This is a genomic window from Lacrimispora indolis DSM 755, assembly GCF_000526995.1.
Lineage (GTDB): Bacteria > Bacillota > Clostridia > Lachnospirales > Lachnospiraceae > Lacrimispora > Lacrimispora indolis.
Window position 1 is genome coordinate 2,216,997 of record NZ_AZUI01000001.1, and the last position, 20,997, is coordinate 2,237,993.

General features: G+C 39.5%; 21 protein-coding genes. All 21 read left to right on the plus strand.

Going from position 1 to position 20,997, the window contains the following annotated elements:
* Positions 1 to 202: 202 nt before the first annotated feature.
* The 21 genes from K401_RS0110685 (at position 203) to K401_RS0110800 (ending at position 20,992) form a co-directional block, all read left to right on the plus strand.
* Complete coding sequence (locus K401_RS0110685; RefSeq protein ID WP_024292935.1) at positions 203 to 976, plus strand: DUF2087 domain-containing protein; 774 nt, start codon at positions 203 to 205, stop codon at positions 974 to 976.
* A gap of 254 nt (positions 977 to 1,230) precedes the next feature.
* On the plus strand, positions 1,231 to 1,362 hold the full coding sequence (locus K401_RS32390; protein WP_084492843.1) for a helix-turn-helix domain-containing protein: 132 nt from the start codon (positions 1,231 to 1,233) through the stop codon (positions 1,360 to 1,362).
* Between the two features lie 320 nt (positions 1,363 to 1,682).
* Complete coding sequence (locus K401_RS0110700; protein WP_024292936.1) at positions 1,683 to 3,269, plus strand: contractile injection system protein, VgrG/Pvc8 family; 1,587 nt, start codon at positions 1,683 to 1,685, stop codon at positions 3,267 to 3,269.
* A 29-nt stretch (positions 3,270 to 3,298) separates the two neighbouring features.
* Positions 3,299 to 3,511, plus strand: coding sequence for a hypothetical protein (locus tag K401_RS0110705; protein WP_024292937.1), 213 nt, complete (start codon positions 3,299 to 3,301; stop codon positions 3,509 to 3,511).
* A 9-nt stretch (positions 3,512 to 3,520) separates the two neighbouring features.
* Positions 3,521 to 4,042: a hypothetical protein gene (locus tag K401_RS0110710; RefSeq protein ID WP_156945270.1), complete on the plus strand. Its 522-nt coding sequence runs from the start codon at positions 3,521 to 3,523 to the stop codon at positions 4,040 to 4,042.
* Between the two features lie 30 nt (positions 4,043 to 4,072).
* A complete protein-coding gene (locus K401_RS0110715) occupies positions 4,073 to 4,666 on the plus strand; it encodes a hypothetical protein (RefSeq protein WP_024292939.1) in 594 nt (197 codons plus the stop codon).
* Positions 4,647 to 6,047, plus strand: coding sequence for a phage baseplate assembly protein V (locus K401_RS0110720; protein WP_024292940.1), 1,401 nt, complete (start codon positions 4,647 to 4,649; stop codon positions 6,045 to 6,047). The genes K401_RS0110715 and K401_RS0110720 overlap by 20 nt, the downstream gene beginning before the upstream one ends.
* Before the next feature lie 15 nt (positions 6,048 to 6,062).
* Positions 6,063 to 6,632 carry a hypothetical protein gene (locus K401_RS0110725; protein WP_024292941.1) on the plus strand — a complete coding sequence of 190 codons (570 nt, stop codon included), beginning with the start codon at positions 6,063 to 6,065 and terminating at the stop codon, positions 6,630 to 6,632.
* Positions 6,611 to 7,156 carry a hypothetical protein gene (locus K401_RS0110730; protein ID WP_024292942.1) on the plus strand — a complete coding sequence of 182 codons (546 nt, stop codon included), beginning with the start codon at positions 6,611 to 6,613 and terminating at the stop codon, positions 7,154 to 7,156. The genes K401_RS0110725 and K401_RS0110730 overlap by 22 nt, the downstream gene beginning before the upstream one ends.
* Before the next feature lie 40 nt (positions 7,157 to 7,196).
* On the plus strand, positions 7,197 to 12,227 hold the full coding sequence (locus K401_RS0110735; protein ID WP_024292943.1) for a DUF6531 domain-containing protein: 5,031 nt from the start codon (positions 7,197 to 7,199) through the stop codon (positions 12,225 to 12,227).
* Positions 12,228 to 12,244: 17 nt separating this feature from the next.
* A complete protein-coding gene (locus K401_RS0110740) occupies positions 12,245 to 12,628 on the plus strand; it encodes an RDD family protein (RefSeq protein ID WP_024292944.1) in 384 nt (127 codons plus the stop codon).
* A gap of 52 nt (positions 12,629 to 12,680) precedes the next feature.
* Entirely contained in the window at positions 12,681 to 13,370 is a 690-nt protein-coding gene (locus K401_RS0110745; protein ID WP_278246360.1) for a DUF6531 domain-containing protein, read from the plus strand.
* Between the two features lie 344 nt (positions 13,371 to 13,714).
* Complete coding sequence (locus K401_RS0110755; RefSeq protein ID WP_024292947.1) at positions 13,715 to 14,176, plus strand: hypothetical protein; 462 nt, start codon at positions 13,715 to 13,717, stop codon at positions 14,174 to 14,176.
* Between the two features lie 72 nt (positions 14,177 to 14,248).
* Positions 14,249 to 14,950 carry a hypothetical protein gene (locus K401_RS0110760; protein WP_024292948.1) on the plus strand — a complete coding sequence of 234 codons (702 nt, stop codon included), beginning with the start codon at positions 14,249 to 14,251 and terminating at the stop codon, positions 14,948 to 14,950.
* 66 nt (positions 14,951 to 15,016) lie between these two features.
* On the plus strand, positions 15,017 to 16,570 hold the full coding sequence (locus K401_RS0110765) for a hypothetical protein (protein WP_498371136.1): 1,554 nt from the start codon (positions 15,017 to 15,019) through the stop codon (positions 16,568 to 16,570).
* Between the two features lie 97 nt (positions 16,571 to 16,667).
* The gene (locus K401_RS0110770; protein WP_498371137.1) at positions 16,668 to 17,216 is read left to right on the plus strand and encodes an RHS repeat domain-containing protein; all 549 of its coding nucleotides are present in this window, start codon (positions 16,668 to 16,670) and stop codon (positions 17,214 to 17,216) included.
* 27 nt (positions 17,217 to 17,243) lie between these two features.
* Entirely contained in the window at positions 17,244 to 18,266 is a 1,023-nt protein-coding gene (locus K401_RS0110780) for an RHS repeat-associated core domain-containing protein (RefSeq protein ID WP_084492845.1), read from the plus strand.
* Between the two features lie 53 nt (positions 18,267 to 18,319).
* Complete coding sequence (locus K401_RS0110785; RefSeq protein WP_156945271.1) at positions 18,320 to 19,033, plus strand: hypothetical protein; 714 nt, start codon at positions 18,320 to 18,322, stop codon at positions 19,031 to 19,033.
* Between the two features lie 389 nt (positions 19,034 to 19,422).
* Positions 19,423 to 19,587 carry a hypothetical protein gene (locus tag K401_RS0110790; RefSeq protein WP_156945272.1) on the plus strand — a complete coding sequence of 55 codons (165 nt, stop codon included), beginning with the start codon at positions 19,423 to 19,425 and terminating at the stop codon, positions 19,585 to 19,587.
* A gap of 123 nt (positions 19,588 to 19,710) precedes the next feature.
* A complete protein-coding gene (locus K401_RS0110795) occupies positions 19,711 to 20,391 on the plus strand; it encodes a hypothetical protein (protein ID WP_156945273.1) in 681 nt (226 codons plus the stop codon).
* A gap of 175 nt (positions 20,392 to 20,566) precedes the next feature.
* Positions 20,567 to 20,992: a hypothetical protein gene (locus K401_RS0110800; protein WP_024292956.1), complete on the plus strand. Its 426-nt coding sequence runs from the start codon at positions 20,567 to 20,569 to the stop codon at positions 20,990 to 20,992.
* The last annotated feature ends 5 nt before the right edge of the window (positions 20,993 to 20,997 follow it).

The window sequence follows — 20,997 nt, forward strand, 5'->3', positions numbered from 1 at the left end:
CCTCCCGGATGAGGCGGAATAAAGATAATAAAATACATAATCCCTGACTGCGTCAAATAATAATCTTAATATAAATTATAAACAAAATATAAAAATGTTTACTTATACATAGACATTTTTAAAATATTACTATATAATATCTATTGTGAGCGAAATTTCAAATTACAAATGCAATGTTAAAATGTATGAAGTGGAGAAAATCATGAAAAATTCGTTTGACAGAAAATCTCTGTGGCAGGCTGCTCCTGATGAATTAATGAACGGATATTACGAAGACGATGATTCCGTTTATTGTTTGATTTGCAGCCAGCAGTATACAAAGGGGGAGATATATCCTCATAGCGGCCATTTTTATGATGCAAACAAAATGGCAAAGGTTCATATTGAGGAAAAACATGAATCAATGCTGGATTATTTAATGAATATGAACCCTGCGTTTTTAGGCTTATCAAAGATACAGCACTCCATATTATCTTTAATGATAGAAGGCTTATCTGATAAAGAAATAGCTGCGCAAAAAGGTATTTCCTGTTCGACTGTGAGAAATTACCGTTATAAGCTTCATGAACAGGAAAAACAATCAAAGTTATTTTTAGCAGCAATGGAAATATTTAATAAAAGGGAGGCAGCCATGAAAGCAGAAAATGATAAGGCAGAGTTTTATGATGCCCATAAAACAGCAACAATGATGGATGACCGGTATGATGTTACTGTGGAGGAAAGAATGAAGATCCTGTCCAGGTATTTTGATAAAAGTGGGGCAATCAAGCAGTTCCCTTCAAGGGAAAAGGCCAAAATAGTGGTCTTGCGTGAAGTATCAGACAAGTTCTTACCGGGAACCCGTTACAGCGAAAGTGAGATTAACGGCACTTTAAAGGAATTGTATCATGATTTCCCCTACATCAGGCGGCTGTTAATCGAATACGGCTTTTTATGCCGCACGGATTCCGGCTCTGAATATTGGCTCAAGGAATAAAACGTCCGATGTTTTTATAGCCTCCTCAATTTTGTTTTCCATCATGCCAATAGGAGATTCCCTGCATAAATAACAATAACAATAAATGAGCATAAATGACAATCCTCAATTGTAAAATAACTTTCCCGTCTGAAAGGGAAAGTTAGGTACAAATATTTGAAAATAGCATAGAGAAATTCGTGTTACAAAAAGGCAGGGCGCAGTCCCTGCCTTTCGTGATATATTAAACTTAGCCGGTGGGAAAAGGAGACACTATGGCTAAGTTTTTATCTTATAAAGACCGTTTGGAGATTGAAGGTGGACTGAAGAAGGATCTGACTTTTACAGAGACAGGCAAGAAGTTGGGGAGGGACAGGAGTACTATTACAAAAGAAGTCTCCAACTAAGCAGCAGAGCAATGTACAGGATATTCAGTCTTTCCCCATAATGTATGTAAGTATCGAAAAGGATGCAGGAGAATATCAATCGGAAGATGAAACCACCGGCTGGAACGAAAAAACAGATACCAGAAGACGTGAATTTCGGATTGAAATTGAGCACAATCCTCAATAAAAAAGCAAAGTATTACCTAAAATTACATATAAATGGTTAATTAATACATGTAAAATATTTTTGGCGTTTCTTGGCGTATAATGTAAATTTAATATAGCAGGAATTTTTTGGATGTTATAAAGGGAATCCAACCAAATGGGGGAGGTGTTATTTTATGAATGCAGTTACATCAGGAAGTCTAATAATCAGCAGCGGGTTAAATATCAATGAAATTAAGGAATTTGATTTGGATATTAAAAAAAACTGCCATACCATCGCCAGGATTACAGGATTTGTACCGGCTGAAACAGGAGCGTCTCCTGTTTTTCAGAAACTGGCAGGAAGCAGTGTGACGGTTTCAGCGGAAGATGTGAATGGAAATGAGGCTGTTCCGCCTATATTTTGCGGTTACATAAAAAATGTTGAGATATGGCAGGAAGGGAATGAGTATAAAGCAAGGATTGAAGCAATATCGCCCACGGAATTGCTGGACTTAGAAGAGAAAAGCAGATCATTCCAAAAGATTGATATGACTTATAAGGAACTGGTGAGAAGTGTGTTATCCGATACAGAAAAGGCTGATGTAATCTTTCATATCGAAGACCGGAACATCGAAAAACCGATTTATCAATACAGAGAAACGGACTGGGAATTTTTAAAACGGATTGCAGGGCAATTAGGAACTTCCCTGCTTCCGGGAGGGGGGTCCTTAAAACCGGAACTGTATTTTGGCCTGCCCCTTGGGGACTCGGCAGGAGGGAAAGGAATTCGGCCGGAGAGAATCTGGTTTGATAAGGCTTACTATACCTATGACCGGGATCAGTACCATTTTGAAAAGCCCCAGTTTATCTGTTATGAGATAAGCAGCTATGAAAGCTGGAAGGCAGGAGACCACATATCTATGTTTGATGGCGGAGAGAAGGTGGTTTTATCAAAAAAGTGCAGTCTTGAAAATGGTCTGCTGGTTTACCATTATATAGCGGGTTCTCCCGAAGCATTCGGAACGGCCGGATACGACAATCCCCAAATAGCCGGGGTTTCCCTGGGCGGCACGGTACTGGAAACGAAACAGGAAGGTGTACGGGTTAAACTGGATATTGACGGGGAGAAGCCTTCCGGTGAAGGGTATTGGTATCCTTGGATGCCGGAAACCGGTAATCTGATGTATTGTATGCCGGAAATCGGAGAGCGTATCACGATCACCTTTGATGACAAAGAAGGAAATGCCAGGGCCAGCAGCTGTATCAGAAAAAACGGAACCGGCAATGAAGAGATGGGAGATCCTTCAAAGCGGTATTTTACAACAGCAAAGGATAAACGTATGTATCTATTGCCGGACAGCCTGGGATTTGTAGATATGAAACAGAAAGTCCCGTTAAAAGCAGAAATTCATGACAGGGTGGGAGCGAACATCGAGAGCAGTGGGGAGGTGACAATCTTAGCCAGGAAAGGGGTGTGGCTGAAAGGGAGCCGGGTATCTTTTCAAGCTCCTCAGGAGATTTCGATTGTAAGAAGGAATATCCTGTCACCAACAGTTATCAATATGTGCAACGGATTTGATTCCATTGGAAAATTCGGAAAAGTAAAAATGGAAGGAAGCAAAGTGGCTGGATTTCCCGTGTTCGATTCTTCGGATTCTGAAACATATGATATCAGCGGAGCGGAGAATGCGGTGCTGGCTTCTACTCCATGTGCAGCCGGCTCTGCCGGGCTGGAACAGCAGATAACAGGGACAAAGGTGGATATGGTGAAGACCAGATAGGGAAAAACCAAGGGAGGCAGAGACAAAAAATGAGTAAAACCATAAAAAGCGGCGGGGTGGGGAAAAGTCCTGCAATTGAAAAAATTAACCGGTTGAATGCAATCAGCAGCCAGTTGGATGCCGCAGCCATGCTTGAACAGAAGGTATTCCGCTCGGAGCAGGACAAGGCACAGCAAAGCTTGAAGAATAGGAAGCAGATCATAAATGACTTTGCCATCAGCTTTCAGGAAAAGAATGAATAAGGTGTATGTATGATGAACATATTGTATGATCAGGATACGGAAGGGTGTCTCCAGGAACGGGTTGCCATGGAACAAATTGTGTTGATCGATGGAATATTATCGGCAGAGATCCCGGCAGAGCTTAAGCAGATGCCGGAGATCATGAAAGAGATGTTTTACCCATATGATAAACGCCCGGAAATGATCCTGGCAGATGCGGATGGAAAAAATCAGATGACATTCCAGCGGATTGATAAAAAGCTAAGGCCGGAAGAAACGAGAAAGGCAGCAGAGGCGGTCAGAGAATATATCAGCAGCAGACATCCAAGGAGTGAGCTGTCACCGGTCCATTTGTATGTGGCCGGGCAGTATCCTGCCGGCTGGTTTACTATGGAACTGGAAGAACCTGGAGAAAAGCAGGAACATACAAAGGCGGTCCTGTCAGTTCGTAACCAAATGTTCCTTGCTACAGCTACCTATCCGGAGCAGGATGGCATGAAATGGGAGGTTCTGTTGAAGCGGTTCTTTCATACGCTGCATGAAACAACATAGTGTACCAGGATATGTCGGGAGGTGGACTGGATGGAAGAGGTTCATGATGATGATATTGATAAAGTTTTTCTTCAAATAAAGAAGGAGCTGAAGAGGATAAAACCGAAAGCGAAGAGGCGGGGAGGAGAACCGTCTGGCTGGCCTGAGTTTTATGGTCCGGGTTTTGTGCTGAAGATACCTGGTGGTTTTGAAGAGATCGGAAAGGAAAAGGCAGCGTCTGTCTTCTTTTCCAAGAACAGGCCGGAAATGTTTCTCCTCAATCCTCATGAACACGCAGGACTTACTTTTCAGACTGCAAGACTGGAAGGTGGTAAAGCCGTGATAGATCTGGAAGCTGAGAGGGAACGAATTTGCCAGATACTGAAACAGGCAGACGGAAAGAACGTTTTCTATGATCAGGGAAACGTATCTGGAAAACGCCCTGTCCTGTGGTTTGACTACAAAAGCTTTGCCGCCGATGAACGGGTTTATAATATGATGTTCCTGTTCCTTTCAGAGGAAAAATTAATCATAGGAACTTTTTACTGCATATTTAAGGACTACGACAGATGGAAGCCGAAAATCCTTACCATGCTTGGGACGATACAGACAGAGGAGGAAGAGCATGAAAGAATACAATCTTAAAACAGAACCGTTACAGTTTATAGAGATCAGAGAACTTAAGGTCAGCAGAGAAATTAATGAACATGGCACAGCTGTAATAAGCGGATACATAGCAGATCAGGATGAAGAAATTTATGTAAAGCAGCTGACCGGAGACGTATGGGAAAAAATAGAAGAAGTAGGAAAAGAAGGCGAAGCAAAGATCCTTTTCTGGGGAATTGTTACCGGTTTCTCGATTGAAAGCATGAAGGACCAGAAAAAGATGACCCTGGAGATCACTACGGGTACCTGCTTTATGGATTTAAAACCGTATTTCAGGACCTTTCAGGACAGTACAGTCACATATGAAAAGATCTTTGAACAGATCACCGGTACTTATGAGAAACCAGGGCTCATCAAAACCCGGCCGCTCACAGACACTACAGGAAAACTGGTGCTGCAGCACAGAGAAACTGATTGGGAATTTTTAAAGCGGATAGCAGCAAGATTTCACAGCTTTCTTGTGCCAAGCACCAGGACATACGGTGTTAAATATTTTTATGATTTACCGGAGGGTGAGCATTATGAACTTCCAGATTCCATCAAATATGCAGTGAAAAAGGATCTGGGAGGCTACCGCAGAAAACGGAATCAGGGGCTTCGGGAAATGCAGGAAGAGGCCTGTCTGGAATACATCCTACAGAGCCGGGAGGATTACCAGATCGGGGACCAGCTGACAGTAAACGGTTTCAAACTCTTTGTCTGGAAAATGGACAGCACATATGAGAGAGGAGAAATGCTTCATACATGCCATTTAAAATCCAGGTCCGGCATGGACTTTCCGGAAACATTCCAGGAAGACAGGTCAGGATGTTCCTTCCAGGCAGAGGTCCTGAAGGTGAAAGAGGATAAAGTGATGGTAAAGGTCTTAAAGGATGAAAACCAGGAGCAGAATATCAATCTGTGGTATCCATACGCTACGGTTTATTCTGCTCCTGACGGGACCGGCTGGTACTGTATGCCGGAAATCGGCGATGTGGTCCGGCTGCATATACCGGAACAAAGGGAAGAAGAGGCTTATGTGGTCAGCTCCGTTCATTTGGATACGGTAAGCCCGGACCGGAAAAATCCGGAGCACAAGATCATCAAGAATAAATACCACAAGGAAGTCCGTTTTACACCGGATTCCATTGTAATTACCAATAACCAGGGAACGAAAATTGAATTAAATGATGCAAAAGGGGTGCAGATTGTCAGCCAGCATGACATCGTGATAAAAGCAAAGGACGACTTAACGATTTCCAGCGAAACCGGCTCTCTCATAGCAGCCGGGACAACCTCCGTAAATCTGAAACAGAAGACAACCAGCATCGATATTGACCAGGGCATCTCATTTACCGGTGGAGAATTCAGAGTACAATAAGCAGGAGGGGTATTGATGGACCGGATAAAAGAATTGGAGAGGGCCGCCCAAAGTGCAGAGGAAGAGTTATTTGCTTCCCAGTGCCGCAGGCTGGAGATGGATTACCGGAAAAAGGAATGCAGAAATGAAGCGGTGGATGCCTTTGTACAGTTATTCAGTCAGGCGGTAGAAACGCAGAAAGAAGTATCATGGCTGGGGATCTGCTATCTCTGCACCAGCCTTCAGACTGGCAGCCATGAATTCCTGTTGTCCCTGTATGACAGAGAATTCTATTTTGATCCGGCACCGGCAGAACTGTACTGGCGTCCTCCCTGCTTTTTTGAATGCTTTGAGGAAGACATGGAATCCGTGATGACAGGCTTACGCAGAAACTACCCCAGGATCTGGAGGTATGAGGAAGAGGCTGTCAGCAGGAAATGTGTGGAATATTACTATGCGGCTGTCCGTCAGCTGTGCTTTGACCTGGCAGGAGAGATCATGGAAACGGAAGCTTTTCAAAAGGCAGTAAAGGCAGAACACTTTATTGCCTTTTTCGGAAGATATCAGGGAGAGGGGGAGATCCTTTGGCGTATGAAGGAAAGATGAAATATTTTATATTGACCAACGGAGATAAAAATCCTTTTCCGCAGATCATAAACTGGAGCCAGACCATTGATGTAAGGAAGCTGACACGGGACGAGTACCAGAAGATACCGCCTTTCTTTCAGCTTAATGCCAAACTTGGAATTGACGGGATATTTCCGGATGTTATTGTTAAGCCATTTCTTTTGCTTTCCAGGCCAGCTATTGAGGTGACGGCTTTATATGATTTAAATATTCCATTTTTGTTTATTGTACTATTTGATACGGAAAAAGGGGAATGTGCCTCCTATTACTGTCCTGTGCTGGAAGAAGAGGAGTGTCTGGCAGGAAAACCAGGCCCCGGACAGCGCGGGATTATACTGGACAGAAGAAAAATGAACGGGCTTCCTCTGTTTCGTGTAAGGATAGGGCTGGAGAGCGCGACAATCATACGCATGGACTTAGCGGAAAGTTTGCTGGAACGGGAAATTGTTGGAATGGAACTGAAAGAGGTACATTTGACAGATGGATGGGTTAGTCAGATATAGAAGATCGGAAAAAGTGTAAATAAGGTAAGGAGAAACTTTGATGAGTGAAAAAGGGAAACTGAATTCTGGACTGGGGGTTGGAGCGGTTTTCAATCAGGTGCAGAAGACCGTAGACAGTAAAGAGTATCTGGTGGAGGGAGCCAAACTGATGTGTGTGAATGGAAGCTGTGTTACACAGCTTAAGTTACCGAAAAACCATAACTATACCAGTGGTGGAAAGCAAAAGGTCAATTGTAAGGATTGTAAGGCATGTGTTAATATTCCTTATTTTGGTGAATGTAAGAAAAATGAAAATACCCATCAATGTGAAGGATTTATGGATTTAGTGGAAAAATGGGAGAATACTGCAGTGTCAGCCACAAAGGCTGAAATAGTTGGTGGGGAAGAAGCAATTAGTATGAGTTCCGTTCTGTTGTGTAAAAAAGGCGGAATCATCATACCGGTCACATCCGGCCAGGGTTATGATGGGAAAATTAATTGGGCTGCCTTCCTGAAGCGTTATCAGAACGTGGTCCGCTGGGTCTCTGGGAAAAATATGCTTTGCCATGTCTTTGGCAAGGATCCAATCAATATGAATACGGGTAATTATATCTATGAAAAAGAAGATCTTGTCATCAAAGGGACTATGTCCTTAAGCTTTAAGTTGTTTTATAATACAATGGAATGTGGAAATCAGGGAAACCTGGGAGAGGGATGGAGCCATAATTACGGAGTACGTCTGATAAAAATTGTCGGAGAAGATTTATTAGGTATCGTTCTGGAGGATGGAAGGGAGGTTCCATACCGCCGAAAACTGGGGGGAAAGTACGCCCCGGTAATGGGGGATGGAGGAAGTCTTAAGAAGTCAGAAAACGGGTATTTTTATGAGAGGGAGGAAGGGACTGTTTATGAGTTCGACTGCGATGGCAGGCTGTGTACCCAAAGAGACAAAAACGGTAACCGCCGGATATTTATGTATAACGAGGATGGATTTCTGGAGAGTGTGGGAAACGGAACAGGCGGTCAGATAAATTATACATATAACAAGGAAAAGAACCTGATTTATGTGGAGGACCATACCGGGCGAAAGGTGAGCTTAAGATATCAGTATGGTAAACTTCGCTGGTTTATCAATTCAAGCGGCTGTACCTATACATATGATTATAACGAGAATGGAAAGCTCAATGGAGTTGTGACACCTCGAAATATTGTAGGCGTAAAAAACGAATATGACGGGGGTGACCGTGTGGTGAAGCAGACACTGCCGGATGGAGGTGTAGTGGAACTGCGCTATGATGATAAGAATAACCGTACATACATGAAAGAGCAAAATGGGAACCTGATTATATATGAAAGTGATAAGAAAATGCGTAATATCCGTACCATCTATGAGGATGGAGAGGAAACATTTGAATATAATGACAGGAACCAGTTGACTAGGTATGTCGACAAGAACGGAAACATGATAAAATTAGCTTATGATGATAAAGGAAACTTGTCCCAGATTATCTATCCAGACGGTTGTAAACATAGCATGACATATGATGCGAATAACCGCCTACTGGTATTATCCGTAAATGGCGTAATGAAAATAAAAAACACATATGATAACAAAGGAAATCTACTCCATATGGAGGATGCATTGGGAAGAGAACAGGAATTTATTTATGATACGCAGGGTAGAGTAAAGGAGGTTGTTCAAAAAGATAAAAGCCATATCTACCTAGAATATGATGAGCATAGTAATATTTCTAGAATTATGGATGGGTCTAAGAATACAACCAGCTATGGTTATGATGCGTTAAATAGGATAGTAAGAACTGTTGATGGGAATGGAAACAGTACAAGTTATGAATATGATACAGGTGACAGGATAACTGGCGTTATTAACGCACAAGGGAAACGGCGTATTTATGAATACACGAAAAATGGAAAAGTGAAAAAAATCATAGATTTTAATGGAGCCGTTATCAGTCAGAGCTATAATTGCATGAATATGGTGGAAGCTTATACTGGACCGGACGGAGAGAAATTCACTATGGAATATGACCAGCTGCAGAATGTAACCCGCCGGATTCTGCCAAACGGAGGAGAACTGGCTTACGCTTATGATAGTTTGAACCGTATGGAACAGATCAAACTTCCCACAGGAGGAACCATTCATTATGAATATGATTCCAATGGGAACCGTACTGCGGTAACAGATCCCAATGGTAACCGCACAGTCATGGGGTATAATGAACGGAACTGGATGACAAAAATAACGGATCCTTCTGGTGCAGCAACCAGGTATGAGTATGATATGGAAGGGCATTTAATTGGAATTACAAATGCCATGGGAAAATCTCATACCTATGTTTATGACGAGATGGGACAGATGATCAGTGAGACAGATGTTCTGGGGAATAAGACCTGTTATGAGTATAATGAATTGGGAAAATGTATTTGTAGGACAGATCCTGAGATGCGACAGACCGTTTATGAATATGCCAAGGGCGGGGATTTGTCCAGAATTATTTATCCCGATGGAACATCGGAAGCCTATTTGTATGACAATAATGGGAATCTGATACGCCGCCAGAACCATAAAGGGGATTTTCTTGAAATTACCTATGACTGTGTGAACCAGCCAATAAGGGTAAAAAGCAGTTTTGGACAGGAAAAGAGCTATACATACAATGCTGCGGGAAAAGTGACTTCCATAGCGGACCCCTTGGGGCATGTAACCCATTATGAATACTCTCCGGGTGGGAAACTGACTTCAGTGATTGATGCGGCAGGAAACCGGACGGAGTATGCTTATGATGATATGGGAGAATTGGTTACCATTTGTCAGCATGAGGGAAAGAAGGTCCTGTTAAATGGAGAGGAGACTTTCCGTGGGAAGAACATTCTTGATGAAAATCAGATCCATGTGACTCAATATGAACGCAATGTGCTTGGGAAAATTAAGACAATTATCAATCCCCTTGGCATTAAGGAGCATTTTACCTATGACCTGGCAGGAAAAATGACCTTGAAAATGGACGGGGAAGGATATGAAACCAATTATACTTACAATCCGCAGGGAGAAATGGAACATGTCACCTATTCTGACGGACGCAGCGTTGCATTCACTTACAATTCCTTAAGGCAGTTGATTGAAATACAGGACTGGCTGGGAACAACTAGGATTGAGCCTGATGAAGTTGGAAGAGCAAAGAAAATCATTGATTATAAAGGACGTGAAATGTCTTATCAGTGGGGAAAATTGGGAGAGAGGAAAGCGTTGACCTATCCAGATGGACGAACCGTATCTTATGAATATGATGAGTTGATTCGCTTAATTAGACTGACAGAAGGAGAGAGAGAAATTTATTATTCTTATGATGAGAATGGCTATCTATCAAAAAAGATTTTTCCCAACGGAATAGTCACCAGTTATGGTTATAATTCTATGGGACAGCTAAGCAGCCTGGCTCATCAACAGGACGGGAAGATACTAGATCATTATGAATACGATTACGATCTTATGGGAAATAAAACTTCCATAAGGAAGCGGCGGCAGGCTGATGTTTTTTCCTCAGATGGAATTTCACGGGAAATGAGCAGGATAGTTCAGGAGGAGAGTGGTTTTTATCAGTATCAATATGATTCGATGAACCGGCTTACAGAAGTGATAAAGGATCGGGAGCGTATAAGCCGATACGAGTATGATGCTTTTGGAAACCGGATCAGAAAGCAGGCAGGGACAAGAAATATTCGTTACAATTACAATGCGGCAAACCAACTGATTTGTGAGGAGGGGATTTTCCCGGAACCATCCTATGAGTATGATGATAGAGGAAATTTGACCGCTGTTCTTTATGGACTGGAAGAGTCCAATCGGTATACATATGATGAGACGAACCGGTTAGCGGCAGCTTTTAATAACAAAGGACAGGCTGCCAGGTACAATTATGACGGGCTGGGGAACCGGATTGGAAGACACGAATTTGATGTTTCTGTTTTAGAGTCTGATCGCGGCCTTCAGGCGGAAATGCTGTTGATGGAACAGCCGAAGAGAGAAACGGATTATCTTCTGGATTTGACCAGGAATTATCATAATTTACTGGAAAAGACAGAGACAACAGGAGATAGCATGGGCTCACAAACTTATGTCTGGGATAACAACAATGTTTTATTTTTGACAGAAAGAGAACATGGGTATATTATTCTGCAGGACGAGCTGGGAAGTACGGTTCGTTTGACCGGGATTCAGGATAAACATCAGACTATATATGGGTATGATGAGTTTGGACAGGATTTGTATAAAACGCAGGGAGATGTTCAGCCGTTTGGGTATACAGGATATCAAAGCGACAGCATAGCAAATACATATTTTGCGCAAGCAAGAGAATATTTTCCGGGAATTGGGAGATTTGCTGGAGAGGATATTATAAAAGGAACTATTGAACAGCCATTTACTTTGAATTCTTATGAATACTGTTGGGGAAATTCCATCAATTTAGTTGATTTAAATGGTAAAAAGCCAGAAGTTCCAAAGAAATCAGATCAAATATTACACTTATCTATAAACGCTGGTACAGGAGCAAAGGCTAAAGTAAAAGTGCTTGGGGTTGGTGCCGAATTAGGGCTTTTGCGTTATTATACTTTTGATAGTTTGGATGTAAACGAGTGGACAGAATCCATGGATTTAGGTGGTGCTGTAGACGTAACTCCGTTTCTTAATGGTGAGGTAGGTGTAACAGGAACAAGATACGCTTCTTCAGGAAAACATAAAGAAAATATAGTCTATGCAAATGTCCAAATTGGGGGAATTGTAATAGGTACAGATAGTGGGGAAAAAGACATTATTTTAAGTAATAGTATAGGTGCTTATCTTGGAGTGGGAGGAGAAATCAATTTGGATATAAATCTCAGTGCCATTGGAAGAAAGATTCCTACAACACCTAATATTGTTATTGGCCCAGTTGCCAATCCTAGCAATGCAACGAAAGGCGAGTCAAGAAGTACCGATGGAGGTAATAAAAAGGATCCTACGATACCCTATATTGTAATTGGTCCTGTTGCCAACCCAAGTAATGCTACTAAATGTGAAGCAAGCAATTAATTGAGAGAGGAAAAACTATGAAGCGCTTTTTTGCAACAATAATTGATTACGTAATTTTTTCCATAATTTACACCATTATCTTTTCTTTATATCCAGTTGGAATAATTATGAAGTATATAGATACGGTATTTCAGATTTCAGATGGCTGGCTTGTTGTCTATTGTATATTATTATTTTTATATATTTTCGTACAAGATTATTTTTTTAAAGGAAGGAGTTTTGGGAAAAAGATTGTTAAATTAAATTTAAGGTATAAAAAAGATACAATAGGGTTTGCTATTAAACATAGCCTATTGAAAATATTGGCGAGTGGTGCGCTTTGGCCAATAGCGTTGATATACTATTGTATCAGACATAAGATGTTTTATGATGGGATTTTAGAGATAGAAGAAATTCAGTAATTCGGATTATTTGCTTCTCCACGGAAGCTAATTGATACAATGACTGGTTTCTTTGCTGATTTATGAAAAAGAGGACCTAGTGATAAATGGGAATCTGCCGTTAAGTTTACAGCTGTTCTATAATGCTATGGATTGCGGCGACCAGCAGGTACTTGGAGAGGGCTGGAATCATAATTACGGGGTTCGTCTGATAAAAATCAAAGAGGAAGAACTGTTAGGAATTGTCCTGGAAGACGGGCGGGAGTTGCCTTACTGCCGGAAGCTGGGGAATAGTTATGCTCCGGTTATGGGAGACGGAGGAATACTAAGCAAATCAGAAAACGGCTACCGGTTTGAGCGGGAAGATGGCACTGTTTATGAGTTTGACCAGGAGGGAAGGCTATGTAGCCAGAAAGACAGGAATGGAAACAACCGGAAATTTACTTACAACAGTGACGGACTTTTGGAATGTGTGGATAATGGGACTGGAGGCAGGCTGAATTATACCTATAACAAAGAAAGAAAACTGATTTATGTGGAGGATCATACCGGAAGAAAAATCAGTCTGAAATACCAGTATGGGAAACTGCGGTGGTTTACCAATTCCATGGGAAATACCTATACTGTCATTTGGCAAATTAAACGATACTTTATCCGACAGATTATTTTCAGTTATTTCATTGTACAAAAAGGTAATCCCGTCACTTTAGTGGTGGCTGTTTTGGCAGTTTATTTTAAGAAAGGATTTTCTCCCGCAAATTAATTAGGGAAGAAAATCCTAAGGTTATGCTTATCTGAGTTCACAGTCATTGACGGCCTGCAGCCTCTTGTTTTTACAAGGTAGTCCAGTCGGAAAAGAACCTCGCTGTATTCATTGGTCTTTACGATAAGTTCTTTGGAGTTCTTGAGGAAGGGATTAAATTCCAACCCGTAACGGTTATAGTAGTCCATTATTATAAATCCGCCTTTCTGCGAAAGTCACCGATGGGGTTATGAAACACGTTCTTGTACCCCCTCAGTCTTTCGCTTGTTGTTTCTCCCTGTTATATTTGTTCTGAAGGTTACTGGCATACTAGTATAAATGACATCATTGGGCTTCCGAAGACAATGAATCATTATTCGTATTGCGATAGAGATCCGAATCAATGGATTGACGAAAACGGACGTTTTCTCCAACAGGCGGCAAATCAACTGATTGCTGATTACTTAATTAATGAATATGGAAGAGCATTTGAAGCCTGGAAAGATGATATTTCCAGTACGATTGATAATATTGGGAAATCCGTCCATAATGGGGTGAATGTGGCAGGAAAGGTTATCTATGATGGAGTGGAAGGAGTATATTATAACGAAAGTTGGGGAGGAGGAACGGATAAATTGCCGTTGATACTATCTAATGGAGTAAGTATTCGATCTTATACCAATGTAACATGGTCGATTTCTAAAGATGAAACAATAGCACCATGGGATACAGTAGTAGAATGTGTTGGAACAGTATTATTACTTGCATTAGCTATAGCGCTTATTCCTGAAACAGGAGGAGCTTCCTTGGTTTTTTGTGGAGCATAATATTGAAAATAAAAATTATGTGGTAAGATTATTTAATTAATATATGAGAAGGTGAGGACAAAGAGGCAATTGATGAAGAAGATATTTAAATATATAGGGATATTTGCGCTTATTGTGCTGGGAATATTTGTGGGTCTGGTTGTTCTGACTATTTTGTCTGCATTAAGTACAGAGAATGAAGGGAATGGATCTGGAAACGCTATAATAAAGTATAACGGTACTGGTGAAATGCCAAACTTTGAGCAACCAGAACTTATTTATGCAGATACTATGGAAGCGGCTCTTGCCGCAAGTGCTGACTATTATTTTAAGGAATACCCTTATATGAGTGTGGTAAGTGATGTAATAAAAATTTTTGAGAATGATGAATATTCAGCAATGTTTTATCATTCAATTAGTAATTCAAAAAAAGAAGGTTTTATCGGAGCTAAATTTAAAGTGAGGATAATAGACAAAAGAAAACAATATGCATTGATTTTTTTGGATAGTACAGAGATGACAAAAGGACGACATAGACAAAAGTTATCACTGGTAGATATGCGTCGGATGGTTCCATTGTATGATTATTTGGCGGTTTTTAGTATTGACAAAGGTAGTCGATTTGTGTACGGAAGTTTTGGAACGGAAAAAATAAAGACACTGAAAATAGAAGGCCAGAGCCCTACTGAGGTCATTGAATATACGCTTTATGGAGAAAAGGAATACTTTTGGTATTATGAAAGCTTAATCAGTGATAAACCAAGTTCGGAATTTGATATAGAAATAGAGGAATAGGGTGCAATGTTAAATTAAAATTGCAGAAGGTTTTTTTACAATGAATTAGGTCAGCAGGAAAAATACATTGATGGAAATGGGAATCAGACTTTGTATTCTTATAACAATGCTGGTAAGCTGGAAGAAATTACGAATGCAGTTAGGGATAAACGGAGGTATCAATACAATGACAGCGGAAGAATAATTGAAATAAAGGACTTTGACAACAGTATTCACCAAATGGAGTATGATGCGTGCAGCCGCTGCTGTAAATATACGGATCCGGAGGAAAATGTCACCTCATATGAATACGATAGTATGGGGAAAATGGTTAAAAAGAGTCTCACTAATGGGGGGGCTTATCTGTATTCTTATTCTCATTTAGGTCATATACAAACAGCCGTGGATCCATTAGGAAATACTACAAAGTTCTGGCATGATCCCAATGGGAACTGTATAAAGGTCGCGGAACCCAATGGAGCAGAAACAGTATATGTTTATGATGCTTTAAATCGACTGATAAGCAGAACAGAGGTAGATGGATTTATCTTAAATTATGAATACGATACTAGTAATAATGTGACAAAGACGATGGATAATTACGGAAATGAGGTATTGACGGAGTACGATTTAGCAGGAAGACCTGCGAAAGTAACCGATGTATATGGGAACTGCAGTGATTTTTCCTATGATTGTCTGGGACAAATAGTAAATAAGATGGATGGAGCGGGCAGAAAGACGGATTATAGCTATTATCCTGGAAAACTTCTGAAAAAGGTACAGTATTGCGACGGTACAAGTAAAGAGTTTTTTTATGATGGAAACCGGAATATAACAAAGATAAAAAATCAAGATAGTTTTACTGTTAATTTTACGTATGATTGCCTAGACAGATGTATTGCAGTAACGGATTCCCTGGGCAATAAAAAAAGTTATTTATATGATAAAAATAGAAATATCACATCAATGGTAAATGCCAATGGTAAAATTACTCGATTTGAATACTCGCTTAATGGAAACATTACAAAAGTAATTGATGCCTTAGGCAATAGTACTTTTTATGAATATGATTGTATGGGGAAACTTCTTTCTGCCATGAAGCTAGGTGGAAAGGAATCAGAAACACATCTTTACCAAAGAAATTTACTTGGGCAGATTGAAGCTATTACCAATGCATTAGGAAATACAGAGTATTATGAATATGATAAAAATGGTAATGTAATTAAAAAGACGGACAGAGATGGAGGTGAAAGCTGTTTTACATATTCTCTCGCTGGTTTGTTAGAAAATATAAAATATACAGATGACAAACAGGTAACACTGAAATACGATGGTTTAAGACGGCTAAATGAAATAGAAGACTGGTATGGAACTACAAAAGTAGAATGGGGTGTTTATGAGCATCTTAAATCCATTACAGATTACAAGGGGCGAAAAACTTCCTATGAGTTTTCTCCTAGGGGAAAGTTGCTTCAAATGAATTATCCAAATGGGAAGAATGTGAAGTACGCGTATGATGAGTGCTTACGTTTATCTAATCTGGCAGATGGAATCCAAAATGTAGGTTATCGATACAATAAAAACGGGTTATTGCAGGAAAAAATTTTTTACAAACGGATTAAAGGTCAATTATTCCTATAATGAGGCAGGGCAGCTGATCAGTATTATTAATAAAGATCATGAAAAGATTTTAGACCAATATCATTATACTTATGATCCGATAGGAAACAAGACGGGTATTAACAAACAACGAACAGGAATACCATTGGAAAGTGGCGATTTTCAATACGAATACAATTCCCTGAACCAAATTATCAAAGTATTAAGAAACGGAAAAGAGTTACGGGAATATGCATATGATGTATTTGGTAACCGTATTTTTAAGAAAGAGGGAGAAATTGAAACTAATTATATTTATAATGCCAATAACCAGTTAATAAGGGAAATGGGAGAGGAAATAAAAGATTATGAATATGATTTAAGAGGGAATTTAAGAACTGTATCCGTAGATGGCATAATAAGCAGGAGTTATGAATTTGGTATAAGTAATCACATGGAGACAGTTACCGATGAGAAGGGGGTACTCCATACTTATCAATATAATGGTTTAGGACATAGAATTGGGAAACAGGTTTCTGATGGAAATATTTCAACGGATGTCGAGTATATTTTGGATTTTACCAAAAGAGGTAATAACCTGCTGGAAAAGATAGAAAACGGTGAGGCAGAGGAATATATATGGGATAACAATATTGTTGTGGCTACAGGGAAAAGTGGAAAGAAATAATATCTAAATGATGAATTAGGAAGCACTATCCGTACCTGTTTCAGTAATGGCAGGGATGCAGGTCTTTATGGATACAGTGAGTTTGGAGAGATCACCTATAAAAATGAAAGAGCGCACCAGCCATTTGGTTTTACCGGTTATCAGTGGGATGAAAACAGCGGTACCTATTATGCACAGGCAAGGGAGTATTGTCCATCTACAGGTTCGTTTATTAGTGAGGATATTGTAAATGACATTGTTGGATTGCCGGAAACGTTAAATCACTATAATTATTGTTGGGGAAATCCATGTAAATGGGTGGATATTAATGGACAGTTTACGCAGAGAGAAGCAAATCAATATATATCCGGTTATTATCTGGACGAATATGAAAGAGCTTTTAATTCCTGGAAGGATGATGTATCTAATACCATTGATGATATAGGAAAATCAGTTGGAAATGGAATCAGCAGTGCTGCGACAGCAGTAAGTGAATTCTGGGGGAATGAAATTTATGGGGTGGATACTGATATTTATAAAAAGGGCTCCTTTACTTTACAATCTCATACTGGAGGAGAAATTATAGTTATAAATAGAAATGATAAAGGTCGTTTTTCAGGGTGGTCATTAAATGCATCTATAGAAATCCCCACCACAAATTATTCTACTGGATTTACACTTTCTGGTGAAAACATGAATCCTAATTCATGGAAAACATTATGCTATTTTGAAAAAAAGGAGCTGGATGAAAAACTGAGCCATTCGGCAGGATATGGGTATAATGACAAAGGCTGCTATGTTAACGGAGAGATAAGTGGAACGACAGATAATATTCCGATTCCAATTCCCAATGGTGTGATTATTGATTCCCATACGAATGTAACTTGGTCAATATCTGAAGATAAAACAATCTTACCATGGGATGCAATTGGTGGTGTCTGTGTAGTAACTGCAGGAGTAGTCGCTTTGGCGGTTGTAGGCCCGGAAGTTGCACTTGGAGGATTGATTGCAGGAGGGGGAGCGATTATAGCTGAGGCAGGAAGCTATGTAATTGCTGCATGCGGGGGTTAATATTATAAACAGTATTATCAATATATATTAAATAAAATAAATAATGGAGTAGAATGATGAAGTTATTAAAACGTATAAGAAAGTATATGCTTATTATTTTGAGTGTATTTGTTTTAATGGTAATGGGTGCATTTGTAGTTTTTTATGCATTAACATATCTCCAGAGTAAAGTAAAAGAAACTAATCTGGCAAATATAAAGATGGATGAAGATGGAAATTGGGAGATACCCAATTTTGAAACTCCAGACTTGGTGTATGCGGATACAAGGGAGGAGGCACTTACTTATAATGTTGATTACTATTTTAAACGTTATCCATATATGCATAAAGTGAACAATGTAATTAAAGTTTTTGAGAATGATGAGTACGCAACTATGTTTTATCACACCATTAAAGATTCTAAAGGAGAAGGACTAGTTGCCAGTAAATTTAAAGTAAGAGAAACTGATGGAAAAAAGCAATATGCACTGATTTCAGTAGAACTTTCAGAAATGGGGGGGGCAATGATTTCGACTCCGTTAAAAACAATGCGTGCTGCGGCTCCGCTATATGATTTTATGTCGGAGTTTAGCATTAACAAAGGTGATCGGTTTATATACGGCAGTTTTGGTACTGAAAAAGTAAAAACGATAAAAATTGAGGGTCAAAGCCCTACCGAAGTGATTGAATATATGGTGAAGGGAAAAAAAGAATATTTCTGGTATTATGAAAATTTAATTAGTGATAAACCAAGTTCAAAATTTGATATAGAAATGGAGGAAGAGTAAAAATTAAAAGACATTTTAGTAAAGAATAATAACAGAACAATAGTCAAGCAAGTAGACACGATTATTAAAGAATATTTTCTGGGACCAGAAGACTAAGCCTGTTCCCAGAACGATACAAATACAATCCTCTGAACCAAATTACCAAAGTATTAAGGAACAGAAAAGAGTTACAAGAATATACATATGATGTATTTGGTAACCGTATTTTTAAGAAAAATTCATGGAAAACATTATGCTATTTTGAAAAGAAAAAGCTGAATGAAAAATTAAGTCATTCGGCAGGATATGGGTATAATAATGAAGCTGTTATGTTAACGGAGAGATAAGTGGAACGATAGATAATATTCCGATTCCAATTCCTAATGGTGTGATTATTGATTCCCATACGAATGTTAATTGGTCAATATCTGAAGATAAAACAAATCCTGCCCAGGGATGCAATTGGAGGTGTCTGTGTTGTAACTGCAGGAGTAGTCGCTTTGACGGATATAGGTCAGGAAGTTGCACTTGGGGGATTGATTGCAGGAGGGATAGCGATAATTGCAGAAGCATGAAACTATGTAATTGCTGCATGCGGGGATTAATATTATAAACAGCATTATCAGAACATATTGATAAAAAATGAAAATAAAAAATGGAGCAGAATGATGAAGTTATTAAAACATATAAGGAAGTATATGCTTATTATTTTAAGTGTATTTGTTTTAATGATAATGGGTGCATTTGTCGTTTTTTATGCATTAACATATCTCCAGAGTAAAGTAAAAGAAACTAATCTGGCAAATATAAGGATGGATGAAGGTGGAAATTGGGAGACACCCAATTTTGAAACACCGGACTTAGTGTATGCGGATACAATGGAGGGGGCACTTACTTTTAATGTCGATTACTATTTTAAACGTTATCCCTATATGCAAAAGGTGAATGATATAGTAAAAGTTTTTGAAAATGATGAATATGCAACTATGTTTTACCATACCATTAAAGATTCTAAAAGAGAAGGACTAGTTGCCAGTAAATTTAAAGTAAGAGAAACTGATGGAAAAAAGCAATATGCTCTGATTTCAGTAAATCTTACGGAAAAAGGAACCCCAATGATATCGACACCGCTACAGACGATGCGTGATGCAGCTCCGTTATATGATTTTTTAGCAGAGTTTAGCATTAACAAAGGTGATCGGTTTATATATGGCAGTTTTGGTACTGAAAAAGTAAAAACGATAAAAATTGAGGGTCAAAGCCCTACCGAAGTGATTGAATATATGGTGAAGGGAAAAAAAGAATATTTCTGGTATTATGAAAATTTAATTAGTGATAAACCAAGTTCACAATTTGATATAGAAATGGAGGAAGAGTAAAATTAAAAGTACACTATAGGCTAGCCTTAAATATATCAATTATATATGCTGTCAGTTCTGACTCGTTTTGCTTATGCTTCGTAGTAGGTGTTTCCGAGACAGCGGGACCTATTATGCGCAGACATGAGAATATTCCCCATCTACGGCTTATAGTAGAGCCAGAAGACAAGTGCAGTTGAATGCATATGTAGATGCAATAACTAGGAATCAGGCTGATAAAAGATATAAGGGAAGGACTGCAATACCGGGGGAATCCTTAAATGCTATATTTAACTGCGATGTTCCCAGCAAAAGATATCCAAATAAAGTTATTCATTACCATACAGATGCAGGCTATCCCGGAATGATCTTCTGGTCCTATGAGAATAGGAAAAAGCAGCCACAGGAGGAAATAGTAGCAGTACCAAAAGATGCATTGGAATGGGCGAAGAATGCTGGCCTAGTGCTGGTAGGAGTCGGAGCAGTAATAGCAGGGGGTGTTTTAATAGCAGATGATTTTACTGGTGTTGGAGGATTCGATGATGGCGTTGCTGTGGCGCTTTTTGCAAAAGCAGCACAAATATTTACACAAGTATTTGGCAGTTGCCCAGCAGTAAATTAATATAT

What these genes read in the sequence shown, in the direction of transcription:
- K401_RS0110710 (WP_156945270.1), top strand. Translation starts at nt 3,521, where the DNA reads ATGATGAACATATTGTATGATCAGGATACGGAAGGGTGTCTCCAGGAA.
- K401_RS0110740 (WP_024292944.1), top strand. Translation starts at nt 12,245, where the DNA reads ATGAAGCGCTTTTTTGCAACAATAATTGATTACGTAATTTTTTCCATA.
- K401_RS0110785 (WP_156945271.1), top strand. Translation starts at nt 18,320, where the DNA reads ATGATGAAGTTATTAAAACGTATAAGAAAGTATATGCTTATTATTTTG.
- K401_RS0110735 (WP_024292943.1), top strand. Translation starts at nt 7,197, where the DNA reads ATGAGTGAAAAAGGGAAACTGAATTCTGGACTGGGGGTTGGAGCGGTT.
- K401_RS0110790 (WP_156945272.1), top strand. Translation starts at nt 19,423, where the DNA reads ATGTTAATTGGTCAATATCTGAAGATAAAACAAATCCTGCCCAGGGAT.
- K401_RS0110795 (WP_156945273.1), top strand. Translation starts at nt 19,711, where the DNA reads ATGCTTATTATTTTAAGTGTATTTGTTTTAATGATAATGGGTGCATTT.
- K401_RS0110715 (WP_024292939.1), top strand. Translation starts at nt 4,073, where the DNA reads ATGGAAGAGGTTCATGATGATGATATTGATAAAGTTTTTCTTCAAATA.
- K401_RS0110685 (WP_024292935.1), top strand. Translation starts at nt 203, where the DNA reads ATGAAAAATTCGTTTGACAGAAAATCTCTGTGGCAGGCTGCTCCTGAT.
- K401_RS0110700 (WP_024292936.1), top strand. Translation starts at nt 1,683, where the DNA reads ATGAATGCAGTTACATCAGGAAGTCTAATAATCAGCAGCGGGTTAAAT.
- K401_RS0110755 (WP_024292947.1), top strand. Translation starts at nt 13,715, where the DNA reads ATGAATCATTATTCGTATTGCGATAGAGATCCGAATCAATGGATTGAC.
- K401_RS0110705 (WP_024292937.1), top strand. Translation starts at nt 3,299, where the DNA reads ATGAGTAAAACCATAAAAAGCGGCGGGGTGGGGAAAAGTCCTGCAATT.
- K401_RS0110720 (WP_024292940.1), top strand. Translation starts at nt 4,647, where the DNA reads ATGAAAGAATACAATCTTAAAACAGAACCGTTACAGTTTATAGAGATC.
- K401_RS32390 (WP_084492843.1), top strand. Translation starts at nt 1,231, where the DNA reads ATGGCTAAGTTTTTATCTTATAAAGACCGTTTGGAGATTGAAGGTGGA.
- K401_RS0110725 (WP_024292941.1), top strand. Translation starts at nt 6,063, where the DNA reads ATGGACCGGATAAAAGAATTGGAGAGGGCCGCCCAAAGTGCAGAGGAA.
- K401_RS0110760 (WP_024292948.1), top strand. Translation starts at nt 14,249, where the DNA reads ATGAAGAAGATATTTAAATATATAGGGATATTTGCGCTTATTGTGCTG.